This is a genomic window from Microbacterium sp. NPDC089189 (assembly GCF_040685095.1).
Taxonomy (GTDB): Bacteria; Actinomycetota; Actinomycetes; order Actinomycetales; family Microbacteriaceae; genus Microbacterium.
Window position 1 is genome coordinate 1 of the sequence record NZ_JBFBHG010000031.1, and the last position, 22477, is coordinate 22477.

At 72.8% G+C, this 22477-nt stretch carries 19 protein-coding genes and 1 riboswitch; of the genes, 9 read left to right on the forward strand and 10 right to left on the reverse strand.

Annotated features, from left to right (window positions below):
- The first annotated feature begins 223 nt into the window (after positions 1-223).
- Positions 224-1246 carry a hypothetical protein gene (locus tag AB0N73_RS14575; RefSeq protein WP_363564731.1) on the forward strand — a complete coding sequence of 341 codons (1023 nt, stop codon included), beginning with the start codon at positions 224-226 and terminating at the stop codon, positions 1244-1246.
- A 66-nt stretch (positions 1247-1312) separates the two neighbouring features.
- On the opposite strand, the gene gcvP is transcribed toward AB0N73_RS14575, so the two are convergent.
- The 4 genes from gcvP to AB0N73_RS14595 all read right to left on the reverse strand — a co-directional run bounded on the left by gcvP (position 1313) and on the right by AB0N73_RS14595 (position 7250).
- A complete protein-coding gene (gene gcvP / locus AB0N73_RS14580; protein ID WP_363564733.1) occupies positions 1313-4198 on the reverse strand; it encodes an aminomethyl-transferring glycine dehydrogenase in 2886 nt (961 codons plus the stop codon).
- On the reverse strand, positions 4195-4578 hold the full coding sequence (gcvH, locus tag AB0N73_RS14585) for a glycine cleavage system protein GcvH (RefSeq protein ID WP_363564735.1): 384 nt from the start codon (positions 4576-4578) through the stop codon (positions 4195-4197). Before gcvH ends, gcvP begins: the two co-directional genes overlap by 4 nt.
- The gene (locus AB0N73_RS14590; protein ID WP_363564737.1) at positions 4575-5774 is read right to left on the reverse strand and encodes a glycine cleavage system aminomethyltransferase GcvT; all 1200 of its coding nucleotides are present in this window, start codon (positions 5772-5774) and stop codon (positions 4575-4577) included. The genes gcvH and AB0N73_RS14590 overlap by 4 nt, the downstream gene beginning before the upstream one ends.
- A gap of 133 nt (positions 5775-5907) precedes the next feature.
- Positions 5908-6002, reverse strand: a riboswitch (glycine riboswitch).
- 66 nt (positions 6003-6068) lie between these two features.
- Positions 6069-7250: a MarP family serine protease gene (locus AB0N73_RS14595; RefSeq protein WP_363564739.1), complete on the reverse strand. Its 1182-nt coding sequence runs from the start codon at positions 7248-7250 to the stop codon at positions 6069-6071.
- A 210-nt stretch (positions 7251-7460) separates the two neighbouring features.
- On the opposite strand from AB0N73_RS14595, the gene AB0N73_RS14600 reads away from it, so the two are divergent.
- From AB0N73_RS14600 to AB0N73_RS14625, 6 genes are read left to right on the forward strand one after another with little or no spacing between them, the layout of a single operon-like run.
- Positions 7461-8222, forward strand: a complete 762-nt coding sequence (locus tag AB0N73_RS14600) for an NUDIX domain-containing protein (RefSeq protein WP_363564741.1) — start codon at positions 7461-7463, stop codon at positions 8220-8222.
- Positions 8219-9550 carry a quinolinate synthase NadA gene (nadA, locus tag AB0N73_RS14605; protein ID WP_363564743.1) on the forward strand — a complete coding sequence of 444 codons (1332 nt, stop codon included), beginning with the start codon at positions 8219-8221 and terminating at the stop codon, positions 9548-9550. Before AB0N73_RS14600 ends, nadA begins: the two co-directional genes overlap by 4 nt.
- Positions 9547-11097 (forward strand): L-aspartate oxidase, encoded by a 1551-nt coding sequence (gene nadB, locus AB0N73_RS14610; protein WP_363564745.1) that lies wholly within the window; start codon positions 9547-9549, stop codon positions 11095-11097. The genes nadA and nadB overlap by 4 nt, the downstream gene beginning before the upstream one ends.
- Positions 11091-11957 (forward strand): carboxylating nicotinate-nucleotide diphosphorylase, encoded by an 867-nt coding sequence (gene nadC, locus AB0N73_RS14615; protein WP_363564747.1) that lies wholly within the window; start codon positions 11091-11093, stop codon positions 11955-11957. The genes nadB and nadC overlap by 7 nt, the downstream gene beginning before the upstream one ends.
- Positions 11958-11964: 7 nt before the next feature.
- Positions 11965-13119 carry a cysteine desulfurase family protein gene (locus AB0N73_RS14620; protein ID WP_363564749.1) on the forward strand — a complete coding sequence of 385 codons (1155 nt, stop codon included), beginning with the start codon at positions 11965-11967 and terminating at the stop codon, positions 13117-13119.
- A complete protein-coding gene (locus AB0N73_RS14625) occupies positions 13116-14081 on the forward strand; it encodes a glycosyltransferase family 2 protein (protein ID WP_363564751.1) in 966 nt (321 codons plus the stop codon). Before AB0N73_RS14620 ends, AB0N73_RS14625 begins: the two co-directional genes overlap by 4 nt.
- A 22-nt stretch (positions 14082-14103) precedes the next feature.
- Here AB0N73_RS14625 and AB0N73_RS14630 read toward each other — a convergent pair whose 3' ends face one another.
- On the reverse strand, positions 14104-15963 hold the full coding sequence (locus tag AB0N73_RS14630; RefSeq protein WP_363564753.1) for an ABC transporter ATP-binding protein: 1860 nt from the start codon (positions 15961-15963) through the stop codon (positions 14104-14106).
- A 166-nt stretch (positions 15964-16129) separates the two neighbouring features.
- Between AB0N73_RS14630 and AB0N73_RS14635 the strand changes: the two genes are divergently transcribed.
- A complete protein-coding gene (locus tag AB0N73_RS14635) occupies positions 16130-17638 on the forward strand; it encodes an MDR family MFS transporter (RefSeq protein WP_363564755.1) in 1509 nt (502 codons plus the stop codon).
- Between the two features lie 36 nt (positions 17639-17674).
- Here the strand turns inward: AB0N73_RS14635 and AB0N73_RS14640 are convergent, their stop codons facing one another.
- Complete coding sequence (locus AB0N73_RS14640) at positions 17675-17797, reverse strand: hypothetical protein (RefSeq protein ID WP_363564757.1); 123 nt, start codon at positions 17795-17797, stop codon at positions 17675-17677.
- A 159-nt stretch (positions 17798-17956) separates the two neighbouring features.
- Here AB0N73_RS14640 and AB0N73_RS14645 point away from each other — a divergent pair, with 159 nt between their 5' ends.
- Positions 17957-18196, forward strand: a complete 240-nt coding sequence (locus tag AB0N73_RS14645; RefSeq protein WP_363564759.1) for a hypothetical protein — start codon at positions 17957-17959, stop codon at positions 18194-18196.
- Between the two features lie 27 nt (positions 18197-18223).
- On the opposite strand, the gene AB0N73_RS14650 is transcribed toward AB0N73_RS14645, so the two are convergent.
- From AB0N73_RS14650 to AB0N73_RS14665, 4 genes are all read right to left on the reverse strand, one after another.
- Positions 18224-18520: a DUF6510 family protein gene (locus AB0N73_RS14650; RefSeq protein WP_363564761.1), complete on the reverse strand. Its 297-nt coding sequence runs from the start codon at positions 18518-18520 to the stop codon at positions 18224-18226.
- The gene (locus AB0N73_RS14655) at positions 18520-19242 is read right to left on the reverse strand and encodes an FAD-binding oxidoreductase (RefSeq protein WP_363564763.1); all 723 of its coding nucleotides are present in this window, start codon (positions 19240-19242) and stop codon (positions 18520-18522) included. The genes AB0N73_RS14650 and AB0N73_RS14655 overlap by 1 nt, the downstream gene beginning before the upstream one ends.
- Positions 19239-19832 (reverse strand): sulfite oxidase-like oxidoreductase, encoded by a 594-nt coding sequence (locus AB0N73_RS14660; RefSeq protein ID WP_363564765.1) that lies wholly within the window; start codon positions 19830-19832, stop codon positions 19239-19241. The genes AB0N73_RS14655 and AB0N73_RS14660 overlap by 4 nt, the downstream gene beginning before the upstream one ends.
- Positions 19833-20748: 916 nt before the next feature.
- The gene (locus AB0N73_RS14665; protein ID WP_363564767.1) at positions 20749-22470 is read right to left on the reverse strand and encodes a long-chain-fatty-acid--CoA ligase; all 1722 of its coding nucleotides are present in this window, start codon (positions 22468-22470) and stop codon (positions 20749-20751) included.
- Positions 22471-22477 lie beyond the last annotated feature (7 nt).

The following is a 22477-nucleotide window of genomic DNA, read 5'->3' on the forward strand; positions in this document are numbered from 1 at the left end:
GCGAGACAGCACTTTCGCGCCGAGACAGCGGGTTTAACCCACGGTCTCGGCGCCGGAGTGCTGTCTCGCGGGTCGGGCGGGGACGGGCGGCGGGCGGCGGGGACGGGCCAGCGGGGCGGGGGCGGGGGGGACGGCTCCTCCACGGGGGCGGGATGCGGGTGCGTCATCCACCGCGGGGCGATCCGCGTCCCGGCGGGATGGGGAGCGCGGCGACGCTGGCGACATGCTCCGCGCACCGACCCTCCCCATCCGCCCCTGCCCGATCCCGCTGCTGCGTGCGCGCGACATCCCGCACCCGGACCGCGCGGTGGCACGGGGCGAGGTGGTCGCCGTGCGCCGCGGTGTCTACGCGCCGGCCGCCGCGTGGGGTGAGCTCGCCCCGTGGGACCGCTACCTCGTGCGGGTGCACGCGGCATCCGCGGTCCGGCCCGGCCTGACGTTCTCGCACGAGTCGGCCGCCGTGCTGCTGGGCCTCCCCGTCGTCGGCGACCCGTTCTGGGTGCACGTCGTCGGCGACGCGTTCACCACCGCGGGGGCGCGGAGCGGTCTCGTCGTGCACTCCTCCGCCGTGCCGAGGGAGACGATCGACGGCGGGGACTGCGCGGTGACCTCGGCCACCGAGTGCGCCGTCGACATCGCGCGGTCGCGGCACGAGGTCGTGGGCCTGAGTCTGGCCGATGCGGTACTGCGCGCGGATGCCGGGCTGAGCGTCGAGATCCTCGTGGCCCGCAACGAGGACCGCGGCAGCAGTCGCGGTCGACGCCTGGCCCGCTGGGCGTTGCACCGGGCGAGCGCGCTGGCCGAGTCGACGTTCGAATCGGCCAGCCGCGCCGTGATCGAGTGGCTGGGCTATCCCGCTCCCGAGCTGCAGCAGGTCTTCGGGGACCCGCGCGTCGGGATCGACAGGTCGGACTTCTGGTGGCCCGGGCAGCGGGTGGCGGGCGAGGCGGACGGCGACCTGAAGTACGACGGTCGCTTCGGCGATGCGACCGTTCTTCTGCGTGAGCGCCGCCGACGCGATGCCCGGATCCGTTCGCGCGGCGCCCGGCAGGTGGCGCACTGGGGGTGGTCCGACATGCTGATGCACCAGCCGCTGGACGACCTGCTGTTCGCGGCGGGTCTGCGACACGTCGAGCGCGTCGACACCGCCCGCCTCGTCGGCGCCCGCCGCGCCCTCACCGCATCCCCCGCCCCATCCCCCGCCCCATCCGCGAGACAGCAGTTCGGCGCCGAGACAGCGGGTTGAACCCACGGTCTCGGCGCGAAAGTGCTGTCTCGCGGGTCAGGCAGGGCGGGGCAGGGCAGGGCGGGGTCAGGCGAAGGCCTCGGGCGGGGGGCAGGCGCAGACGAGGTTCCGGTCGCCGTAGGCGTTGTCGATGCGGCGGACGGGCGGCCAGTACTTCGTGCGCACGAGGGCGGGCACGGGGTACACGGCCTCCTCCCGGGTGTAGGGATGCGGCCAGTCGGCCGTCACGACCGTCTGCGCCGTGTGCGGGGCGTTGACGAGCGGGTTGTCGTCGGCCGGCCAGCGCCCGGCGGCCACGGCCAGGGCCTCGGACTTGATGCGGATCATCGCCTCGATGAAGCGCTCGATCTCGTCGATGTCCTCCGACTCGGTGGGCTCGACCATGAGGGTCCCCGCCACCGGGAACGACATGGTCGGCGCGTGGAACCCGTAGTCGATGAGACGCTTGGCGACGTCGTCGACGGTGACCCCGGTCTGCTCGCGGAGCGGCCGCAGATCGAGGATGCACTCGTGCGCGACGAGCCCGGCATCGCCCGCGTACAGCACCGGATAGTGGGAGCCGAGACGGTGCGCGATGTAGTTGGCCGAGAGCACGGCGGCGCCCGTGGCGGCCCGCAGCCCCTCGCCGCCCATCATGCGCACGTACGCCCACGAGATCGGCAGGATGGATGCCGAGCCGTGCGGCGCGGCCGAGATCGGCCCGCCGTCGAACACGAACCCGCCGGCGTGATCGGCCCGCTGCGAGAACGGGTGGGAGGGCAGGAACGGCGCCAGGTGCGCCTTGGCCGCGACCGGACCGACGCCCGGCCCGCCACCCCCGTGCGGGATGGCGAACGTCTTGTGCAGGTTCAGGTGCGAGACGTCGCCGCCGAGGTCGCCGAACCGCGCGAAGCCGAGCAGCGCGTTGAGGTTCGCGCCGTCGACGTACACCTGGCCGCCCGCGTCGTGCACGGCCTGCGTGATCTCGAGCACCTCGTGCTCGTACACCCCGTGCGTCGACGGGTAGGTGATCATGAGGGCCGCCAGGGCGTCGGCGTGCGCGGCGATCTTCGCCCGCAGGTCGTCGAGGTCGACGTTGCCGGCCTCGTCGCACGCGACGACCACCACACGCATGCCCGCGAGCACCGCCGACGCGGCGTTCGTGCCGTGCGCGGAGGACGGGATGAGGCAGACCGTGCGGTCCAGGTCGCCGTTGCTCCGATGGAACCCGCGGATGGCCAGAAGACCGGCGAGCTCGCCCTGCGAACCGGCGTTGGGCTGCAACGACACCGCGTCGTACCCGGTGACCTCGGCGAGCCACGACTCCAGCTGCTCGATCATCGCCAGGTAGCCGCGCACGTCGTCCTCGGGCGCGAAGGGGTGCACGCGCGAGAACTCGGGCCACGAGACGGCGGCCATCTCGGTGGCGGCGTTGAGCTTCATGGTGCACGAGCCGAGCGGGATCATGCCGCGATCGAGCGCGTAGTCCCGGTCGGCCAGCGTCTTGAGATAGCGCATCATCGCCGTCTCGGAACGGTGCGCCGAGAACACCGGATGCGTGAGGTACTCGTCGTCGCGATGCAGCACCCGGTCGACGCCGGCGAGCGGCACCGCGTCCGCCGACACCACGGGCGTCTCGTCGGGCACGCCGAAGGCGCGGGCCACCGCGGCCAGGTCGGCATCGGTCGTCGTCTCGTCGACCGAGAGGCCGACCGTCGCCTCATCCACCCAGAAGAGCTGGTAGCCGAGGGCGCGGGCGCGGTTCACGACGTCCTCCGCACGGCCGGGCACGACCACCCGCAGCGTGTCGAAGAACGCCTCGTGCGCCACCTCGAGCCCGTACGAGCGGAGGACGGCGGCGAGCGCCTCGGCCCGCCGCGCGACCTCGGAGGCGATCGCGCGGAGCCCGTCCGGCCCGTGATAGACCGCGTACATCGCGGCCATGACGGCCAGCAGCACCTGCGCGGTGCAGATGTTGGACGTCGCCTTCTCGCGGCGGATGTGCTGCTCGCGGGTCTGGAGCGCGAGTCGATAGGCGGGGTGCCCGGCGGCGTCCTGCGAGACGCCGACGAGGCGTCCCGGCAGCTGGCGCTCGAGCCCGGCCCGCACGGCGAGATATCCGGCGTGCGGTCCGCCGAAGCCCAGCGGGACACCGAAACGCTGCGTGGTGCCCGCGGCGATGTCGGCGCCGAGCGACCCCGGTGAACGCAGCAGCGTGAGCGCGAGCAGGTCGGCGGCGACCACGGCGAGACCGCCGCGCTCCTGGACGGCCGCGATCGCCGGGGTGGGATCCCACACCCGGCCGGAGGCGCCGGGGTACTGCACGAAGACGCCGAACGCGTCGGGGATGGCCCGGTCCGCCTGGCCGCCGGCGGCCTCCCACACGCGGAAGTCCACCTCGCGGATCTCGATACCGACCGCCGCGGCCCGATGACGCAGCAGCGCCCGGGTCTGCGGCAGCGCGTCGCTGTCGACGAGGAACACGTCGGATGCCGCCTTCGAGGCGCGCCGGGCGACCAGCATCCCCTCGACGACCGCGGTCGCCTCATCCAGCATCGAGGCGCCGGCGGTCGCGAGCCCGGTGAGGTCGGTGACCATGGTCTGGAAGTTGATCAGCGCCTCGAGACGCCCCTGCGAGATCTCGGGCTGGTACGGCGTGTACGCCGTGTACCAGGACGGGTTCTCGAGCACGTTCCGCGCGATGACCGACGGCGTCACGGTGTCGTAGTAGCCCAGGCCGATGAGCGCCTTGGCGGGACGGTTCTGCGCGGCCAGCTGCCGCAGCTCGTCGAGCGCCTCGGCTTCGCTGGCCGCCGGCGGGATGCTGCTGGTCGCCCGCGGTGCGACGTGGATGGATGCGGGGACCGCGGCCTCGACGAGCGCGTCGACGCTGTCGTAGCCCAGCGCGTCGAGCATCCGGCGCTCGGCCGGCGCGTCGATGCCGATGTGGCGTGAGACGAAGGGGACGCTCACTCGGCGTCCCCGACGAGGGCGAGGTACGCGTCGCGGTCGAGGAGACCGGCGGGGGTCTCGCCCTGCAGGTCGACCCGCACGAGCCAACCGCCCTCGAAGGGCGCGCTGTTGACGAGCGAGGGGTCGTCGTCGACGTGGCCGTTGACCTCGATCACGCGCCCGGTGACCGGGGCGTAGAGCTCGCCGACGGACTTCGTCGACTCGATCTCGCCGCACACCTGGCCGGCGGTGATCTCGCCGCCGATCGCGGGCAGCTCGACGAACACGACGTCGCCGAGCTTGTCGGCGGCGTAGTCGGTGATGCCGAAGGTGGCGATATTGTCGTCGACCGACACCCACTCGTGCTCGGCGGTGTAGGACAGGGCGGTGAGATCGATCATTTCTTCCTCCGGTAGAACGGCAGGGCGGTCACGGTCGCGGGGATGCGGGTCCCCCGCACATCGATGAAGAGTTCGGTGCCGTCCCCGCTCACGGCGGGGGCGACGTAGGCCATCGCGATGGGATGGCCGAGGGTGGGGCTGAGCGCGCCGCTCGTGATCTCGCCGACAGCGGTGCCGGCGGCATCCACCACGGCGTAGCCGGCACGCCCGGCGCGTCTGCCCTCGGACACGAGTCCGACGAGCACGGGCGCATCGGCGGCGGATGCGGCGAGCGCCGCCTTGCCGACGAAGTCGTCGTCGCCGCTCTTCACGACGCGCCCGAGGCCTGCCTGGGCGGGGCGGATGTCGCGGCTGAGCTCATGGCCGTGCAGCGGCATCCCCGCTTCCAGACGCAGGGTGTCGCGCGCGGCGAGGCCCGCGGGGACGAGCCCGAGCGGCTCCCCCGCCTCGAGCAGAGCGTCCCAGAGGTCGCCCACCGTGTCGGCGGACACGAGCAGTTCGAAGCCGTCCTCGCCGGTGTACCCGGTGCGGGCGATGAGGAGCGCCGCGCCGCGGAAGGACGCCGACCGTGCCGCGTAGTAGGGCAGCTCGTCGAGCGTCCACGGCTGCGGGGTGTCGCCCTGGCGTCGCGCCGGCACCGTCAGATCGAGGCCGTCGAGCGCGGCCAGGATCTCCGCGGCCCGCGGTCCCTGCAGCGCCACGAGCCCGGTCGCGGATGAGGCGTCCTCGACTCTCACGTGACGCCCCGGGACGAAGGCGAACGACCCGTCGTCGGCGACCGGGACCTCCGGCAGCGGGTAGGCCTCGCGGCGCGCGGCCAAGGTCTCGGCGACCAGCGCCGCGTTGCCCGCGTTGGCGATGACGACGAACCAGTCCTCATCCAGGCGGTACACGATGAGGTCGTCGAGGATGCTGCCCTCCTCGCTGAGCAGCAGCGAGTACTTCGCCTTCCCGAGCGGCATCGTCGAGTGCCGCGCGGCGAGCGCGAAATCGAGGAACGCCCCGGCATGCGCACCGGTGACGAGGAACTCGGCCATGTGGGAGACGTCGAAGAGCCCGGCGGACTCGCGGACGGCGCGGTGCTCGGCGAGGTCGGAGCCGTAGCGGACCGGCATCTGCCAGCCGCCGAAATCGGTCAGGGCCGCGCCGAGCGCCTCATGGCGTTCACGGAGCGGGGTGGAGCGTGGGTCGGTCATGAGTTCTCCCGGGTGGGTGCGGGCAGGCAGATGCCTGAAGAACTCCCCCTCTGTCATGGGCCTGAGAGTTTCACCCTCGGGAGCGAGGGTTTTCACCGTCGGCGGATCCGTGGGGATCGCTTTCCAGAGTGGCCTGACCGTTGCGGTACGCATACCTGAGAGATTGGCGGGGAGGCTTGCTCCTTCGGTGCTCGGCTGGTGTCACCGAGGCTCTCCCGCAACGATCGTGGGGCCGATATTCACGTGTGGCGCCCAGCATAGCCGCCGCGCTCCCCCGAACGCGATCCTCCGCTCTCACGCCACGCAGGGGCCTGTCGAGACGGCGTCGGAGAGGCCGGGCGCGGCGTCGACGACGGGGCGCAGCGGCGCCGTCGTCATGGCGTAGCCGATGTCGCTGCCGTCGTCGGCCCGGGCGAACACGACCCCCGCGACGCCGCCCTGCGAGGTGAGGAGCGGGCCGCCGGAGTTGCCCGGGCGCACGACCGCGTCGAGCGCATAGACCTCGCGCGGTTGGGAGGACTGCTCGTAGATGTCGGGCACGACGACGGTGCCCGAGGAGCGGACGCCCGCGGAGCCCATCGTGAAGGGGCCGCCGTAGGGATAGCCCTGCACGACGCCGGCGCCGCCGAGCGGCAGGTCGTCGGCGATCGCCAGCGGAGCGGCATCCAGTCCGTCGACGGCGACGACGGCGAGGTCGGCCGCGGCGTCGAAGTAGACGACCCGGCCCTCGCGCGCCGTGCGTCCGGGGAGCTCCACCACGGGGGCATCGACCCCCGCGACCACGTGCGCGTTGGTCACGACGCGGTCGGGGGCCACGACGAAGCCGGTGCCGGTGAGGTTCCGTCCGCACGAGTAGGCGGTGCCCGCGACGCGGGCCACGGACTGCGCCGCGGCACTGAGCGCCGGATCGTCGAGATCGACGGGCGGAGCCTGCCCGATCGTGGGGAACCCGTCGAAGAGCGCGCCGAGCTGCGGGAGGCCGTCGTCGACGACGACGGAGCGCACCTGCGCGAGCGCCTCGTCGAGGGGGCGCGGGGTGAGCGTGTCGATGCCGCGCAGCACGGTCGAGGAGGCCAGCGCGGACGACACCCCGGGGATGCCCATGACCGCGACGCTCTGCCCGACGAGGGCGAGCGCGAGCGCGACGACGACTGTGTTGACCACGCCGCCGAGGGCGCGGTCGATGCCTTTCAGCCGGATGCGGTCGGCCCGGCGCCGGAGCGACGTACCCACGGCGCTGCCCACGGCGGCCCCGCCGAGCAGGCCCACGAACACGACGCCGAACACGACCCATCCCCGCCATTCGGCGGCGGGCACGGCGCGCGTGACGACGGGCACGAGCCACCACGCGGCGGCGCCGCCGAGCGCGAGGCCGACGAGCGCGCCGAGGCTCGCCAGCAGCCCCCGCCGGAGGCCCTGCACGAGGGCCAGGACCAGTGCCAGCACGAGCACCACATCCACCACGAGCGCATTCACCCGCTCAGCGTAAGCGGCGCACCTGGGCGACGGCCCGCCGGCACCCGCCGCCCGGCCCGTGCACGGATGCACGACCGGTGGTGCCCCTGTATCCCCCGGCGCCCCGCCGGGCATCATCTGCCCCACGGGTCGTGCAGGTGTCGCACGAACATGCGCGGTTTGCGGTTCTGGTCACACTGACATTAAGATGATCCCGAAGTTAGAGTCATGATGACACGAACCAACGCCGCCCCCGCTCTCCGCGACAGCGCCACGTCCGACACGACGCGCGTCGCGGTCTCGACCGTGATCTTCAGCCTGCGGCGCCTGAGCGACGACAGCGCCGAGCTCACGCTGCCGCTGGTGCGGCGCACGCGCGACCCGTTCGAAGGCGCCTGGGCGCTGCCCGGCGGATGGCTGGACGTCACCGAGAACCTCGAGGATGCGGCATCCCGCACCCTCGGCGAGACCACGGGACTCCGCGCCAGCTACCTCGAGCAGCTCTACGCCTTCGGCGACGTCGACCGGTCGACCAGCCGTGTCATCTCGATCGTGTACTGGGCGCTGCTGCGCGCCGACGAGGTCGACGCCCAGGTCGCCGCGCATGCGGCCGCCGGGGATGCGCCGGAGAACGTCGAGTGGTTCCCCGCGGCGAACCTTCCCGACCTGGCGTTCGATCACACCCAGATCCTCGAGTACGCCCTGTGGCGCCTGCGCAACAAGGTGGGCTACAGCCGCATCGCGCACGGCCTGCTCCCCGACGCGTTCACCCTGGCGGAGCTGCGCGAGGTGTACGAGTCCATCCTGGGCGTGCGACTGGACCCGGCGAACTTCCGGCGTCAGGTCGAGCACTCCGGCACCCTCATCCCCACCGAGTCGTTCCGCACCGGCAGCCACCGGCCGGCACGGCTCTACCGCTACAACCAGGACGTCGAGCTGGCCGAACGAGGCCCGCTCGGTCCGATGTTCCCGCACGAATCGAGGACGACATGAGCACCACGACACTCACACTCGGACCGCGGCCGATCGACCCCTCCGTCGATCACGAGATCCAGGCGATCGTCTCGGGCGCCGCCACCGGCGACACCTGCAACACCGACCTCGCCGTGGGCCCGTGGGATTTCGATACCCGGCCGGGCTACGGACCGGGCGCCTCGATGGGCGATGTCATCCCCACCGGCGCCCCGCGCCAGGGAGCACTGCCGCAGGAGTACCGCGACGCCCCCGACGACGAGCTGGAGCAGCGCATCATCGCCGCCAAGCAGACCCTCGGCGACCGGGCCGTGGTGCTGGGGCACTTCTACCAGCGCGAGGAGGTCGTCCGCCACGCGGACTACGTCGGCGACTCCTTCCAGCTGGCGGGCGCCGCGCAGGCCCACCCCGAGGCCGAGGCCATCATCTTCTGCGGCGTGCACTTCATGGCCGAGACCGCCGATCTGCTGTCCGGGCCCGACCAGGCGGTGATCCTGCCGAACCTCGCGGCCGGCTGCTCGATGGCCGACATGGCCGACATCGACCAGGTCGAGGAGTGCTGGGAGGCCCTCGAGGACCTCTTCGGCGACATGGACACCCCGGACGAGGAGGGCCTCCTCCCGGTGATCCCCGTGACGTACATGAACTCCTCCGCGGCGATCAAGGGCTTCGTCGGGCGTCACGGCGGCATCGTCTGCACCTCGTCGAACGCCCGCACGGTGCTCGAGTGGGCGTTCGCGCGCGGTCGCCGCGTGCTGTTCTTCCCCGACCAGCACCTGGGTCGGAACACCGCCAAGGCCATGGGCGTGCCGCTCGAGCGCATGCCGATGTGGAACCCCACCAAGCCGCTCGGCGGCGGCGACGCGCAGACCCTGCACGACGCGCAGGTCATCCTGTGGCACGGCTTCTGCTCGGTGCACCGGCGCTTCACGGTCGACCAGATCGACAAGGCCCGCGCCGAGCACCCGGGCGTGCGCGTCATCGTGCACCCGGAGTGCCCGATGGCCGTCGTCGACGCGGCGGATGAGGCCGGCTCCACCGACTACATCCGCAAGGCCATCCAGGCGGCGACGGAGCCGACGACCTTCGCGATCGGCACCGAGATCAACCTCGTGCAGCGCTTGGCCGCCGAGTACCCGCAGCACGAGATCTTCTGCCTCGACCCGGTCGTCTGCCCGTGCTCGACGATGTACCGCATCCACCCGGGCTACCTCGCGTGGGTGCTCGAAGAGCTCGTCGCCGGACGCGTCGTGAACCGCATCACGGTGCCCTCGGACGTGGCCGACCCCGCCCGCGTCGCCCTCGAGCGGATGCTGGCGGCCAAGCCCCCGGCCACCCCCGTCGCATGAACGCCCGGGTCGTCGTCGTCGGCAGCGGCATCGCCGGCCTCACCGCCGCCCTGACCGCCGCGGCGGCCGGTGCCGTGGTCACGCTCGTGACCAAGCGCGGCGTGGCCGACGGCGCCACCGCGCTCGCGCAGGGCGGTATCGCCGGGGTGATGACCGCCGCCGACTCCCCCGCCTCGCACGCGGTCGACACCCTGAGCGCGGGCGCGGACCTCGGCGACCCCGCGGCCGTCGACGTGCTCGTGGGCGAGGGACCCGACCGCATCCGCGACCTCATCGCCGCGGGTGTGCCGTTCGACCGCGATGCGGCAGGGGCGCTCCGGATGGGGCTCGAGGCGGCGCATTCGCACGCCCGCATCCTGCACGCCGGCGGCGACGCGACGGGCGCTGCCATCGAACGGACGCTGGTGGCGCGAATGCGCGACGAGCCCGCGATCACCGTGCTCGAGCACACGTTCCTCGCCGATCTCGTCGTGACGGACGCGCGGGTCACGGGTGTGGAGCTCATCGGCACGGACGGCGCACCGCGGACGATCCGGACGGATGCGGTCATCCTGGCCACCGGCGGCGCCGGGCAGCTCTACGCGCACACGACCAACCCCGCCGTGGCGACGGGCGACGGCATCGCCGCCGCACTCCGGGCGGGCGCCGCGGTCGACGACCTCGAGTTTGTGCAGTTCCATCCCACCGTGCTGGCCGTGGGCTCCCCCTTCCTCATCTCCGAGGCCGTCCGCGGCGAGGGCGCCGTGCTGCGCGCCGTCGACGGCCGGCGCTTCGCCTTCGACGCGCATCCCGACGGCGAGCTCGCGCCCCGGGATGTCGTCGCCCGGGCCATCGCCCGCCAGGTCGCGGCGCAGGGCGGGCAGCCCGTGCTGCTGGACGCGACGGCGCTCGGCGGCGACGACACCGCGGCGTTCCTCGCCCGGCGCTTTCCGACCATCGACGCGGTGCTCCGCTCCCGCGGGATCGATTGGTCGCGCGAGAGCGTCCCGGTCACGCCCGCCGCCCACTACCTGATGGGCGGCGTCGTCACCGACCTCGACGGTCGCGCGACGCTCCCCGGCCTCTTCGCGGTCGGCGAGACCGCGCGCACCGGCGTGCACGGCGCCAACCGTCTGGCCTCCAACTCGCTGCTCGAGGGCGCGGTGTTCGGCGCCCGCGCGGCCGCGGCGGCGACCTCCCGTCGTCCCGGATCCCCGGCGGCCGCACCCGCACGGACGACGCCCACGGCACCGCCCGTCGCGGCCCGGCACGCGAGCGCACCCTTCTCCCGCGCGGCGCTTCAGGAGCTTCTGTGGCGGCATGCGGGGCTCACCCGCGACGCCGCGGGGCTCGCCGAGGCGGACGCCGTGCTCGCCGCCTGGTCGGCATCCCTCCCCGCCGCGCAGAGCGTCGCCGCCCGTGAGGACGCCAATCTGCTGCTCGTGGCACGCGCGCTGATCGCCGCCGCCGCCCGCCGCGCGACCTCGGTGGGCGCGCACTTCCGTCGCGACGACCACACGGCCGCCGCTCCCCGCCCGTCCGCCCTGCAGGAGGCCGCCGCATGCTGACCCGTTCCACGATCGACCGCGTCGTCGCCGCCGCCCTCGAGGAGGACGCCCCGTGGGGCGACATCACGAGCGAGGCGCTGATCCCCGCGGATGCCGTGGCGACGGCCGATCTCGTCGCCCGCGAGGCGGGGGTGTTCTCGGGCGCCGAGGTCTTCGCCGCGGCCTTCCGCCTCGTGGACGCGCGGGTGCAGGTCTCCGACCTCCTCGCCGACGGCGCCGCGTTCGCCGCGGGCGACGTTCTCGCCCGCGTCTCGGGGCCGGCGCGCGCCGTCCTCACCGGCGAGCGGGTCGGACTCAACTTCGTCCAGCGGATGTCGGGGATCGCGACGCTCACCGCGGCATACGTCGCCGAGGTCGCCCACACCCGCGCCCGCATCGTCGACACCCGCAAGACCACGCCGGGCCTGCGCGCCTTCGAGCGCCACGCGGTGCGCTCCGGCGGCGGACACAACCACCGGTTCTCGCTCTCGGACGCGGTGATGGCCAAGGACAACCACCTGGCCGTGCTCACCGCCTCCGGCGCCTGGGTCACCGATGCGCTCACCGAGGCCATCGCGCGGCTCCCCCACACCACCCACGTCGAGGTGGAGGTCGACCGTCTCGATCAGATCGACGAGGTGCTCGCCGCGGGGATCGACACGATCATGCTCGACAACTTCTCGCTCGCCGATCTCGCGCAGGGCGTCGAGCGCGTCGCCGGCCGCGCGATCGTCGACGCGTCGGGCGGCGTGGACCTCTCGACCGTGCGCGCGATCGCCGAGACCGGCGTCGATGTGATCTCGGTCGGTGCCCTCACCCACGCCGCGCGCGGGCTCGACCTCGGGCTCGACCTCGCCGTCCACATTCCCGATCCGGCATAGACCGGCCATGCCCACGCTGTACTTCGACCACGCGGCCACGACCCCGGTGCGTCCCGAGGTGCTCGAGGCGATGCTGCCGCACTGGACGACCGGCTTCGGCAACCCCTCCAGCACGCACGAGATCGGCGACCGCGCCGCCCGCGCCCTGGCCGATGCCCGCGCACGCGTCGCCGCGATCCTGGGGATGCGGGCGGGCGATGTCGTGTTCACCTCGGGTGGCACCGAGGGCAACAACCTGGCCGTCAAGGGCATCGCCGTGGCGGCGGCCCTCGCGCGTGGCGCGCGTCACGTGGTGACCACGCCGATCGAGCACGAGTCCGTGCTCGAATCGGTGGCCGCTCTCACGCGTCTCCACGGGTTCGAGGCCACGCTGGTCGACGTCGATGGGACGGGACTCCTCGACCCGGATGCCGTGGCCGCGCATCTGCGCGACGACACGGCGCTCGTGAGCATCGGCTACGCCAACAACGAGATCGGCACGGTGCAGGACGTCGCGGCGGTCGCCGCCCTGACCCGGGCGCGCCGCATCCCGCTGCACCTGGACGCCGTGCAGGCCGCGGGGTGGCTGCCGCTGGCGGGAACGGGCGCCGACGCGATCACGATCGCCGGGCACAAGGTGGGCGCGCTCCCCGGCATCGGCGCACTGGCGGTGCGGGGCCGCATCCCGATCGAGCCGCTGCTGCACGGCGGCGGGCAGGAGCGCGGTCGACGCAGCGGCACGCCCGACGTCGCCGGCGCGGTGGGCCTGGCGACCGCGCTCGAGCTCGCCGAGACCGAGCGCGAGGAATCCGCCGCACGTCTCACGCGGCTGCGGGATGCGTTCATCGCCCGGGTCCTCGCCGACGTGCCGTCCGCGCGCCTCACCGGTCATCCGGTCATGCGGCTCCCCGGCACCGCGAGCTTCACGTTCGCGGGGACGAGCGGTGAGGCCGTGCTGCTGGAGCTCGAACGCCGCGGCGTGGTCTCCTCCAGCGGATCCGCGTGCGCGGCGGGCAGCGATGAACCCTCGCACGTGCTCGTGGCCGCCGGCATCCCGGCCGACGTCGCGCAGACCTCGGTGCGCTTCACCTTCCCCCACGATCTGCACGAGCCGTTGGATGCGGTGGCCGACGCCGTGACGGCGGCCGTCGCCTCGGTCGCGGCCGTACAATCGGGGCCGTGAGCCGCCGCCCGATCGTCACGATCATCGTCCCCGGATTCGATGTGGCACCGTGGGCTCCGGAGGCCATCGCCTCGCTCGAGGCCCAACGCTTCTCGGACTGGCGCGCCGTGCTCGTCGACGATGCGTCCTCCGACGCGACCGGCGCGGTGTTCGACGACGCGGCCGCACGCGACGACCGCTTCCGCGTCATCCACCTCGACCGGCGTCGCGGCCTCGGCGCGGCGCGGAACGCGGCGCTCGCCACCGTCGACACCCCGTTCCTCGGCTACCTGGACGCCGACGACGTGCTCCTGCCGGGGGCCCTCGAGCGCATGGTCCCCCTGCTCGACGCGACCGGCAGCGACTTCGCGGTGGGTGCGTACGTGCGGCTGCGTCCCGACGGCGTGGGCGGCTACGCCCCGGGCGAGGTCCAGCCGTGGGTCGACGCCGCCACCGCCCCCGAGCGGCGCGGGACGACGGTCGACGACCATCCGGAGGTGACCGCGAACATCGTGGCGTGGTCGAAGCTCAGCCGCACCGCGTTCTGGGAGCACGCGGGGCTCCGCTTCCCCGAGGGACGACTGTACGAGGACCAGATCGTGGCGCAGCAGATGTACGCCCGCGCGCGACGCTTCGACGTCGTGCCCGACGTGATCGTGCACTGGCGCGAGCGCGCCGACGGGTCGTCGATCACGCAGCACGAGGAACGCATCGACGTGCTGCACGACTGCCTGGACGCGATGACGGCGGGGCTCGCCGTCCTGGACGCCACCGCGCACCCCGACGCCGCCCGCGCGCGCGTCGGCCAGCTGCTGCGGATGGATGTGCCTCGCCTGGCGACCATCGCCTTCGCGCACCCGGAGGACGCGTACCGGCGCGCCGTCGGCGCCTTCACCCGCACGCTGGCCGAGCGGCCCGACGCGCGGGAGCTGACGCTGCCCGAGGCGACGCAGCCGCTGCTGTCCGCCGCGCGTCTCTGGTGAGCGGACGCGTGAGGGGCGCCGCTCAGGGCGCGAGCTGCTGCAGCGCGAGCGAGGCGTAGAGCCCGCCGTCGGCGAGGAGCTCGGCGTGCGTGCCCGACTCGACGATGCGGCCGCGATCGAGCACGAGGATGACGTCCGCCGCGACCACGGTCGACAACCGGTGGGCGATCGTGATGGTCGTCCGGCCGCGCACCGCCGCATCCAACGCGTACTGCACGACACGCTCCGAGCGGGTGTCGAGCGCCGAGGTCGCCTCGTCGAGCAGCAGCACGGGCGGGTCCTTCAGCAGCACCCGCGCGATCGCGATCCGCTGCTTCTCGCCGCCCGACAGGCGGTACCCCCGCTCTCCCACGACCGTGTCGTACCCGTGCTCGAAGCCCGCGATCACGTCGTGGATGTTGGCCGCCTCGCACGCGGCGATGAGTTCCGCCTCCGTGGCGTCGGGCTTGGCGTAGCGCAGGTTCTCGCGGATCGTGGCGTGGAAGAGGTAGGTCTCCTGCGACACGATGCCGACGCTGTCGATGATCGATGCGCCGGTGAGCGCCCGGACGTCGGCCCCGGCGAACAGCACGGCACCGGCATCCGCCTCGTAGAGCCGCGGCGCCAGCGACAGGATCGTGCTCTTGCCCGCGCCGCTCGGCCCGACCAGGGCCACGTGCTGACCGGGCTCGACCGTGAACGAGACGTCGTCGAGCGTCGGACGCGTGTCGGCCGCCGCTCCCGGGTACCGGAAGGTGACGTCGCGGAACTCGATGCGACCGAGCGGGCCCGGTGCATCCTTCGCGTCGATCGCGTCGTCGCGGTCGCGGATGGCGGGACGCAGGTCGAGGTACTCGAAGATGCGGGCGAAGACCGCGGCCGACGTCTGCACGTCGAGGGTCACCCGCATGAGCCCCATGAGCGGCTGCAGGAGCCGCGCCTGCACCGTCGTGAAGGCGACGACCGTGCCGGCGCTGATCGTGTCGGCGCCGCCGGTCATCAGCAGCCCCGCCACGAGGTACACGATGGCGGGCACGCTCGCCATGATCACCCCGACCAGGGCGAAGAACCCCTGGCCGCTCATGGCCTGGCGCACCTGCAGTGTCACCTGCGAGCGGTTCTCGGCGCGGTAGCGGTCGGACTCGTCGCTCTGCCGGTTGAAGGACGTGGCGAGCAGGATGCCCGACACGCTCAGGCTCTCCTGCGTGATCGCCGAAAGCTCCGACAGCGACTCCTGCGTCTGACCGGCGATCCGCGCCCTCACCTGACCGACCCGGCGCTGCACGAGGGCGAGGATCGGCATCAGGAAGACGGCGATGATCGTGAGCCGCCAGTCGATCAGCACCATCGCGATGAGCGAGGCGATCACGGTGACCGAGTTGCCGAGGATGCTCGTGACGGTGTTGGTGAGCACGTCCGACACGGCGCCGACGTCGTTCTGCAGGCGCGATTGGATGACGCCCGTGCGAGTGCGCGTGAAGAACGCCATCCCCATCGACTGCAGGTGCTCGAACAGGCGCACGCGCAGGTCGCCCGTGACATTGTTGCCGATGGTCGAGGTGAACCACGTCTGCGCCACCTGGAGCCCGGCCGACACCAGGAACAGCGCCATCATGATGCTGACCAGACGCACGAGCAGCGGCACCTGCACCGGCCCGCCGTCGGTCGGGAACAGCGCCTGGTCGAAGACCTGCTCGACGATGAGCGGCGGCACCACCGCGACCGCCGCGCCCAGCACCACGAGCACGGCCGTGGCCACCAGGCGGGCCCGGTACGGGCGGAACAGCGCCGCGACGCGGCGACCCAGGTGCGGGATGCGGGGGGCCTCGGCGTTGCGCGCCCGCTGCGCGGCCGCATCCACTCCCCGGAAGACGGGCGGGCGGTGCGGCCCGGGCATGCTCATGGCCTCAGCCTAGGCGCGCTCGGCGCGGCTGGACCCGCGCGGAACCACCACGACGAGCCGCGCGTTCACCCGATCGGGAATGCCGTGTCACCGGTCGCGGTTAGGGTTGACGTTCGCCGATTCCGGCAGCCATCCCCGAACCCGCCTGCTTCTCGAGGAGACGCCGATGCACGCCAATGCGCTCAGCACTGGTTCCGTACCCACTTCCACCGGCGCCGCCGCTGTCCCCCGCTCCGACACCCGCGTCATCTGGCTGCTGCTCGGGGCCGCGTTCGTCGCGATCCTCAACGAGACCACGATGGGCGTCGCGATCCCGCACCTCATCACGGATCTCGGCATCACGGCCGTCCTGGCGCAGTGGCTCACCACCGCGTTCATGCTCACGATGGCCGTCGTCATCCCCATCACGGGCTTCCTGCTGCAGCGCCTCACGACCCGCCAGGTGTTCGTGACGGCGATGTCGCTCTTCAGCGCCGGAACGCTCATCGCCGTGCTCGCCCCCGGATTCGAGGTGCTGCTCGTCGCCCGCGTCGTGCAGGCCTCCGGCACGGCGATCATGATGCCGCTGCTCATGACCACGATCATGACCCTGGTGGCCCCGCAGTCCCGTGGCCGCATGATGGGACGCGTCAGCATCGTCATGGCGCTCGCGCCCGCGATCGGCCCGACCATGTCGGGCTTCCTGCTCGACACGCTGGGATGGCGCTGGATCTTCGGCGTCGTGCTGCCCATCGCCATCGTCGCCCTCGTCGTCGGCGCACGCTGGATCCGCAACGTCGGCTCGCAGACCCACGCCCGCGTCGACGTGCTCTCGATCGTGCTGTCGGCCTTCGGCTTCGGCGGCATCGTGTTCGGCCTGAGCCAGATCGGCGGAGGCGGCTCGCACGGCGGCTCGACGGCGGATGCCGCCGCCGCATCGGGCATGTCGACCGCGACCTTCGTGATCTCCCTCGTCGTCGGCGTCGCCGCCCTGGCCGCGTTCATCTGGCGCCAGCTGCGGCTGCAGCGCCGCAACGACGCGCTGCTCGATCTGCGCGTGTTCCGCTCGGCGAACTTCTCGCTGTCGGTCGGCCACTTCGCGGTGATCTCGCTCGCGTTCTTCGGCACCATCACGGTGCTGCCGCTGTTCGCGCAGAACGCGATGGGCCTGAGCCCGCTCGTGACCGGGCTCGTCGTCCTGCCCGGCTCGCTGGCGATGGGGCTCGCCGGACCCCTCATCGGGCGCATCTACGACCGTTGGGGCACGCGCGTGCTGCTGCTGCCCGGCTCGATCCTGGTCGTCGCACTGCTGTGGCTGTTCACGACGCTCACCGAGAACACCCCGGTGTGGGAGCTCGTCGTCACCCAGACCCTGCTCTCGATCGGGCTGGCCCTCTCGTTCACGCCGCTGTTCACGGCGTCGCTCGGATCGCTCGAGCCGCGCTTCTACTCGCACGGCAGCGCGATCGTCAGCACCGTGCAGCAGGTGGCAGGAGCCGCCGGCATCGCCGTGATGATCACGATCATGAACGCCGGGTTCGAGGCCAACGCCGCCGCCGGCGAGCAGGCCGCGTGGGCGGCGGGAGCGCGTCAGGCGTTCCTGTTCGCGGCGATCGTGGCGATCCCGACGATCGTCGGCGCCATCCTCATCCGCAAGCCCGCCGACGCGGTCGGCGAGGTTCCGATGGGCCATTGAGCCCATGATCGGCTCGGGCGTCAGCGCCCGGGCCGATCAGTCGACGCTGCAGGAACCGCCGCCGCAGCACCCGGCTGCGTCGGCGTCGATCACGGGAAGCGGTTCCGCCCCTTCGGGGCGCACCGACGACAGCGGGATGAGCGGAGAGGTCGAAGACATGTCGTCCATCGTACGACTGTCGCGCCGGATGCGGGGCCGCCCGTGACCGGCTCTTCGTCGTTCCCCACCTCCGCCTGGTGCCGCAGCCGCTCGCGGGGCGCGCTCTGCACGCGTCCGCGCGGTCACGCGGGCCTCCACAATCGTGTCGGCACGAGCCGCATGTGGTCGGAACACGATGCCGACGCACCCGCGTGCGCGGGCGGCGGGACGGCCGTGGCGGCCGCGCCGCCCCTGGCCGACGGGTTCCCGTTCGGCGCCGGTCTCTGCCCCGCCTGCGGCGGTTTCGTCGCGCGGGACGACGGGCGCCTGCGCGCCCACGACGCCTTCCGCGGTGCGGCCGATGAGGCCGACGCCGCTCGGCGCGGCGCGTGGTTCAACGCGCACGGCTGGCAGAGCTGACACCGGTCCCCGCGCGGGCGCTGCCGATCAGTCGCCGTCCACCGAGACGGCCCCGGCGGCCGTCCGCAGGATGACGCGGCCGCCCTCCACCAGGAACGTGCAGAGCGTGCGGGTGCACGCGCGGCACCGCACGATGGCCCCCTGCGCGTCGCGCTCGACCGACCATTCGGCCAGCGGCGCGCTCGCTCCGCAGTGCCCGCATTCGACCACGAGGGTTCCGGGATCGACGCCCGCGAAGACCTGGAGCATGCCGGCGAGGGCGTTGCCGTCGACCCGCTGCGCGACGCGGCGCGGGTCGATCGGGCTCCGCGGTGTGCTGTCCATCAGCTTCCTCCGAATCGTTCGGTGCGCACGCGCACCGGATCGTGCCCGGCGGCGACGATCGCGTCCGCGGCGGCTTCGACGAACCCCGTCGGGCCGCACACGAAGGTGAGCGGATGCACCTGCGGTTCCCAGATCGAGCGCGCCACCGCCTCGGCGGTGAGGCGTCCGACATGCCCGGGCCACCCCGTCGGCGCCTGGCGGGTGTACGCCCAGGTGACATCGAGCCCGGTGGCACGCAATCGCTCGATCTCGTCGCGGTAAAGCGCGTCGACGGGGGTGCGCACCGAGTACAGCAGCCGGAAGGGCGCTGCCCCGACGACATCCGCCCGCGCACGGGCCATGGCCAGCAGGGGCACGATGCCCGACCCGCCGGCGACCAGCTGCACCGGCGACGGATCCCCCGCATCCCACACGAAGTACGCACCGAGCGGGCCCTTGACCTCGACCGCGTCGCCCGGCTCGGCGATGCGCACGAGGTACGGCGACACCTCGCCGTCGGGGATCTCGTCGACCGCGAGCTCCACGTCCTCCCCCGGTCCCGACGAGGCGATCGAGTACGAGCGCTCCGCCTGGTAGCCGTCGGGGGCCGTCAGACGGATGTCGAGGTGCTGGCCGGGCAGGTTGCCGGGCCACCCCGGCACGTGCACGGTCAGGATCCGTGCGTGCGCCGTGGTGGGCACCACGGCGGCGACCCGCGCGGGCAGCCAGTCGGAGGTCCTCACCAGTAGCGTTCCTCGGTCCACGGGTCGCCGTGGGTGTGGTACCCGTTCTGCTCCCAGAACCCGGGGTCGTCGTGCTGCTGCATCGACAGCCCCCGCACCCATTTGGCGCTCTTCCAGAAGTAGAGGTGCGGCACGAAGAGCCGCGCCGGTCCCCCGTGCTCGGGGTCCAGCGGCTGCCCGTCGAACTCGAACGCGACCCAGGCCTTGCCGCCCAGCAGGTCGGCGAGCGGCAGGTTCGTCGTGTAGCCGCCGTAGGAGTGCGCCATGACGTAGCCATAGGCCGTGTCGACGTCGGCGAAGAGGACGTCGAGCGATACCCCGCGCCACTCGGTGTCGAGCTTCGTCCATCGCGTGACGCAGTGGATGTCGGTGTGCACCGCCTCGGCGGGAAGCGCGCGGAACTCGTCCCAGGTCCACGAGCGCGCGGCGCCCTTCTCGGTGCGGATGGAGAAGCTCCAGTCGTCCGTCGAGATCCGAGGGGTGGGCCCCGCCGACAGCACCGGGAAGTCGGTCGTCAGGAACTGTCCCGGTGGCAACCGCACGTCGGTCTCCCGTCGCCGTCCTCCGAAACCTCGCGTGAACTCGGCCATGGCCGTCCTCTCCCTCGGTGCGATCGGCGCCTTTCGGCCCCCGACCGGCGACCCTCGTGCCCGTCACGCTACCGGCGGCGAGCACCGGTGCACAGGGGCCGTCGGCATCCACCCGAGTTCATTCGTCGCGAAAGCGGCATGCACCGCCCCGCAACCCCGCTTTCGCGACGAACGAGCATGGGCGATGCGAGGCGGGGCTCCGTCGGCATTGCACAGAGATGGGCGCCACCCATCTGCTCACTCGCCACGAAAGCAGGGTGCACCTCAGCGTCACCCGGCTTTCGCGACGAACGAGCGGGGATGCTTTAGGCGGAAGCGGCACGACGCGCGCTCCCGCATTACCACGGCACACGCACATCAGCACCCCTGTTCACTCGTCGCAAAAGCGGGGTGCAAGCAGGACGCGACGCCGCTTTTGCGACGAATAGACAGGGGGTGGGGACGACGGGGCGCATACGGAACACCCCGGGCGTGCCCGCCCCGCGCCGGCCGGCGGCCCAACCCGCATCCCCCCCCGCGCCATACGTGTTCACTCGTCGCGATAGACGGGTACTCGGCGGCGCGACTCCGCTTTTGCGACAAGTGAACCGAAGCCGCGCCGGCGCCACGCCGCGGCGCGGTGCCGCACGGGGCAGGGCGCGGGAGTCGGGCGCGACGCGCACCGACTCATCCGTGCCCGCAGCGCCCCCTGTTCACTCGTCGCAAAAGCGGGGTGTGAACGTGGCGCGAAGCCGCATTTGCGACGAGTGAACAAGACCCGCGCAGACGCCGCCGTCCCGCGCCCTGCCGAACCCGTCCCGCGCCTTGCGACCCCGCGCCCGGTGACCCCGCACGCGCGGACACGCGCGGGCGCGGAGCCGCGCGGGGCGGCGCGGGGCGGGCGGGGCCGGTGCGGGGGCCGGGGCCGGGGCGGGGGTCAGTCGGGGTGGGATGCGGCGGCGCGGGGCAGGAGGATCGTGTCGCGCACCTCGCGGCGCAGCACCTTGCCCACGAGCGACCGCGGCAGGTCGTCGGTGACGACGATGCGCTTGGGCACCTTGTAGGCGGCCAGGTGCGTGCGGCAGAAGTCGCGGATGGCGCCGACGTCCGTGTTCGCCCCGTCGCGCAGCACGACGGCGGCACCGACGTCCTCGCCGCCGCTCGAGCGCGGCAACGCGACGACCGCCGCGGCCACCACATCCGGGTGGTTCAGCAGCGCCTCTTCGACCTCGGTCGGCGAGACGTTGAAGCCGCCCGTGATGATGAGCTCCTTCAGCCGGTCGACGATCGTGACGAAGCCGTCGGGCGAGACCGAGGCGATGTCGCCGGTGCGCAGCCAACCGCCGGGCAGCAGGGCGGCCGCGGTGTCGTCCGGCCGACGCCAGTAGCCCTGGAACACCTGCGGGCCGCGGATGAGGAGCTCGCCCGTCTCCCCCAGCTCGCGGTCGACGCTCGGCTCGTCAGGATCGACGACGCGGATCTCGGTGCTCGGGAAGGGCACGCCCACTGTGCCGGGACGCCGCGACGGGCCGATGGGATTGCCCAGCGCCACGGGCGAGGTCTCGGTCATGCCGTACCCCTCGACGAGGAGTCCGCCGGTCGCCTCCTCCCAGCGGGTCACGGTCGGGATGGGGAGGCTCATGGCCCCCGAGATCGCGAAGCGGACGCTGGTGAGGTCGATCGTGCCGCGGGAGGCGGCGCGCGCGAGCTGGTCGTAGATCGGCGGTACGCCCGGCAGGAACGTCGGCGGGCTGTTCCGGGCCGCGGCGGTCACGAGGTCGAGGTCGAACTTGGGGAAGAGCACGAGCTTCGCGCCGATGCTCATCGCGAAGGTCAGGCAGAGCGTCATCCCGTAGGCGTGGAAGAGCGGCAGCACGCCGTAGAAGGTCTCCTGCCCCTCGACCAGGCCCGGCACCCACGCCTGCCCCTGCATGGCGTTGGCGCGGAGGTTGCGGTGGGTGAGGATCGCGCCCTTCGGGCTTCCCGTCGTGCCGCTCGTGTACTGCAGCAGCGCGACGTCGTCGAGCGTCGGACGCGGGATGCGGTGCGACAACCGGCGGTGATCGACCAGATCGCTCCAGCTCGTGCGGTCGCGCGATGCCGGGCGTGTCGTCAGCTGCGCCCGCGCCGTGCGGGCCTTGGCGACGGGGAGGCGCAGCGCCAGACGCTTGCCGAGCGGCAGCGCGCGGGTGATGTCCACCGACACCACGGCGGTGAGACGGAGGTCCGAGGGGAAGTCCGCCACGGTGTCGACGATCTTGTCCCACACGATCGCGAACCGCGCACCGTGGTCCTCGAACTGGTGGCGCAGTTCACGCGCCGTGTAGATGGGATTGTGCTCGACGACGACCGCGCCGAGGCGGAGCGCGGCGTAGAACGCGACGACGTGCTGGGGGCAGTTGGGCAGCACGATCGCCACGCGGTCGCCGGCGTTCACGCCCAGCCGTCGGAGCCCCTCGGCGGCGCGCTCGATCTGCTCGCCGAGCTCCTTGTACGTCGTCACGGCACCGAAGAACTCGAGCGCGGGGCGCGCCCGATGGGCGGCGACGGACGCCTCCATCATCTCGGTGAGGGTCTGCGTCGGCTCGTCGATCTCGTGCGGCACGCCCTCGGCATAGGAAGACAGCCAGGGCCGGGACGCAAAGGGGTGCGCGGTCATGTTCCCA

Excerpts from the sequence above, each read along its gene's own strand:
- AB0N73_RS14635 (WP_363564755.1), top strand. The coding sequence starts at position 16,130 with ATGCACGCCAATGCGCTCAGCACTGGTTCCGTACCCACTTCCACCGGC.
- AB0N73_RS14575 (WP_363564731.1), top strand. The coding sequence starts at position 224 with ATGCTCCGCGCACCGACCCTCCCCATCCGCCCCTGCCCGATCCCGCTG.
- AB0N73_RS14640 (WP_363564757.1), bottom strand. The coding sequence starts at position 17,797 with ATGTCTTCGACCTCTCCGCTCATCCCGCTGTCGTCGGTGCGCCCCGAA.
- AB0N73_RS14590 (WP_363564737.1), bottom strand. The coding sequence starts at position 5,774 with ATGACCGACCCACGCTCCACCCCGCTCCGTGAACGCCATGAGGCGCTC.
- AB0N73_RS14600 (WP_363564741.1), top strand. The coding sequence starts at position 7,461 with ATGACACGAACCAACGCCGCCCCCGCTCTCCGCGACAGCGCCACGTCC.
- nadA (WP_363564743.1), top strand. The coding sequence starts at position 8,219 with ATGAGCACCACGACACTCACACTCGGACCGCGGCCGATCGACCCCTCC.
- nadB (WP_363564745.1), top strand. The coding sequence starts at position 9,547 with ATGAACGCCCGGGTCGTCGTCGTCGGCAGCGGCATCGCCGGCCTCACC.
- AB0N73_RS14665 (WP_363564767.1), bottom strand. The coding sequence starts at position 22,470 with ATGACCGCGCACCCCTTTGCGTCCCGGCCCTGGCTGTCTTCCTATGCC.
- AB0N73_RS14660 (WP_363564765.1), bottom strand. The coding sequence starts at position 19,832 with ATGGCCGAGTTCACGCGAGGTTTCGGAGGACGGCGACGGGAGACCGAC.
- AB0N73_RS14645 (WP_363564759.1), top strand. The coding sequence starts at position 17,957 with ATGTGGTCGGAACACGATGCCGACGCACCCGCGTGCGCGGGCGGCGGG.
- AB0N73_RS14620 (WP_363564749.1), top strand. The coding sequence starts at position 11,965 with ATGCCCACGCTGTACTTCGACCACGCGGCCACGACCCCGGTGCGTCCC.
- nadC (WP_363564747.1), top strand. The coding sequence starts at position 11,091 with ATGCTGACCCGTTCCACGATCGACCGCGTCGTCGCCGCCGCCCTCGAG.
- gcvH (WP_363564735.1), bottom strand. The coding sequence starts at position 4,578 with ATGATCGATCTCACCGCCCTGTCCTACACCGCCGAGCACGAGTGGGTG.
- AB0N73_RS14630 (WP_363564753.1), bottom strand. The coding sequence starts at position 15,963 with ATGAGCATGCCCGGGCCGCACCGCCCGCCCGTCTTCCGGGGAGTGGAT.
- AB0N73_RS14650 (WP_363564761.1), bottom strand. The coding sequence starts at position 18,520 with ATGGACAGCACACCGCGGAGCCCGATCGACCCGCGCCGCGTCGCGCAG.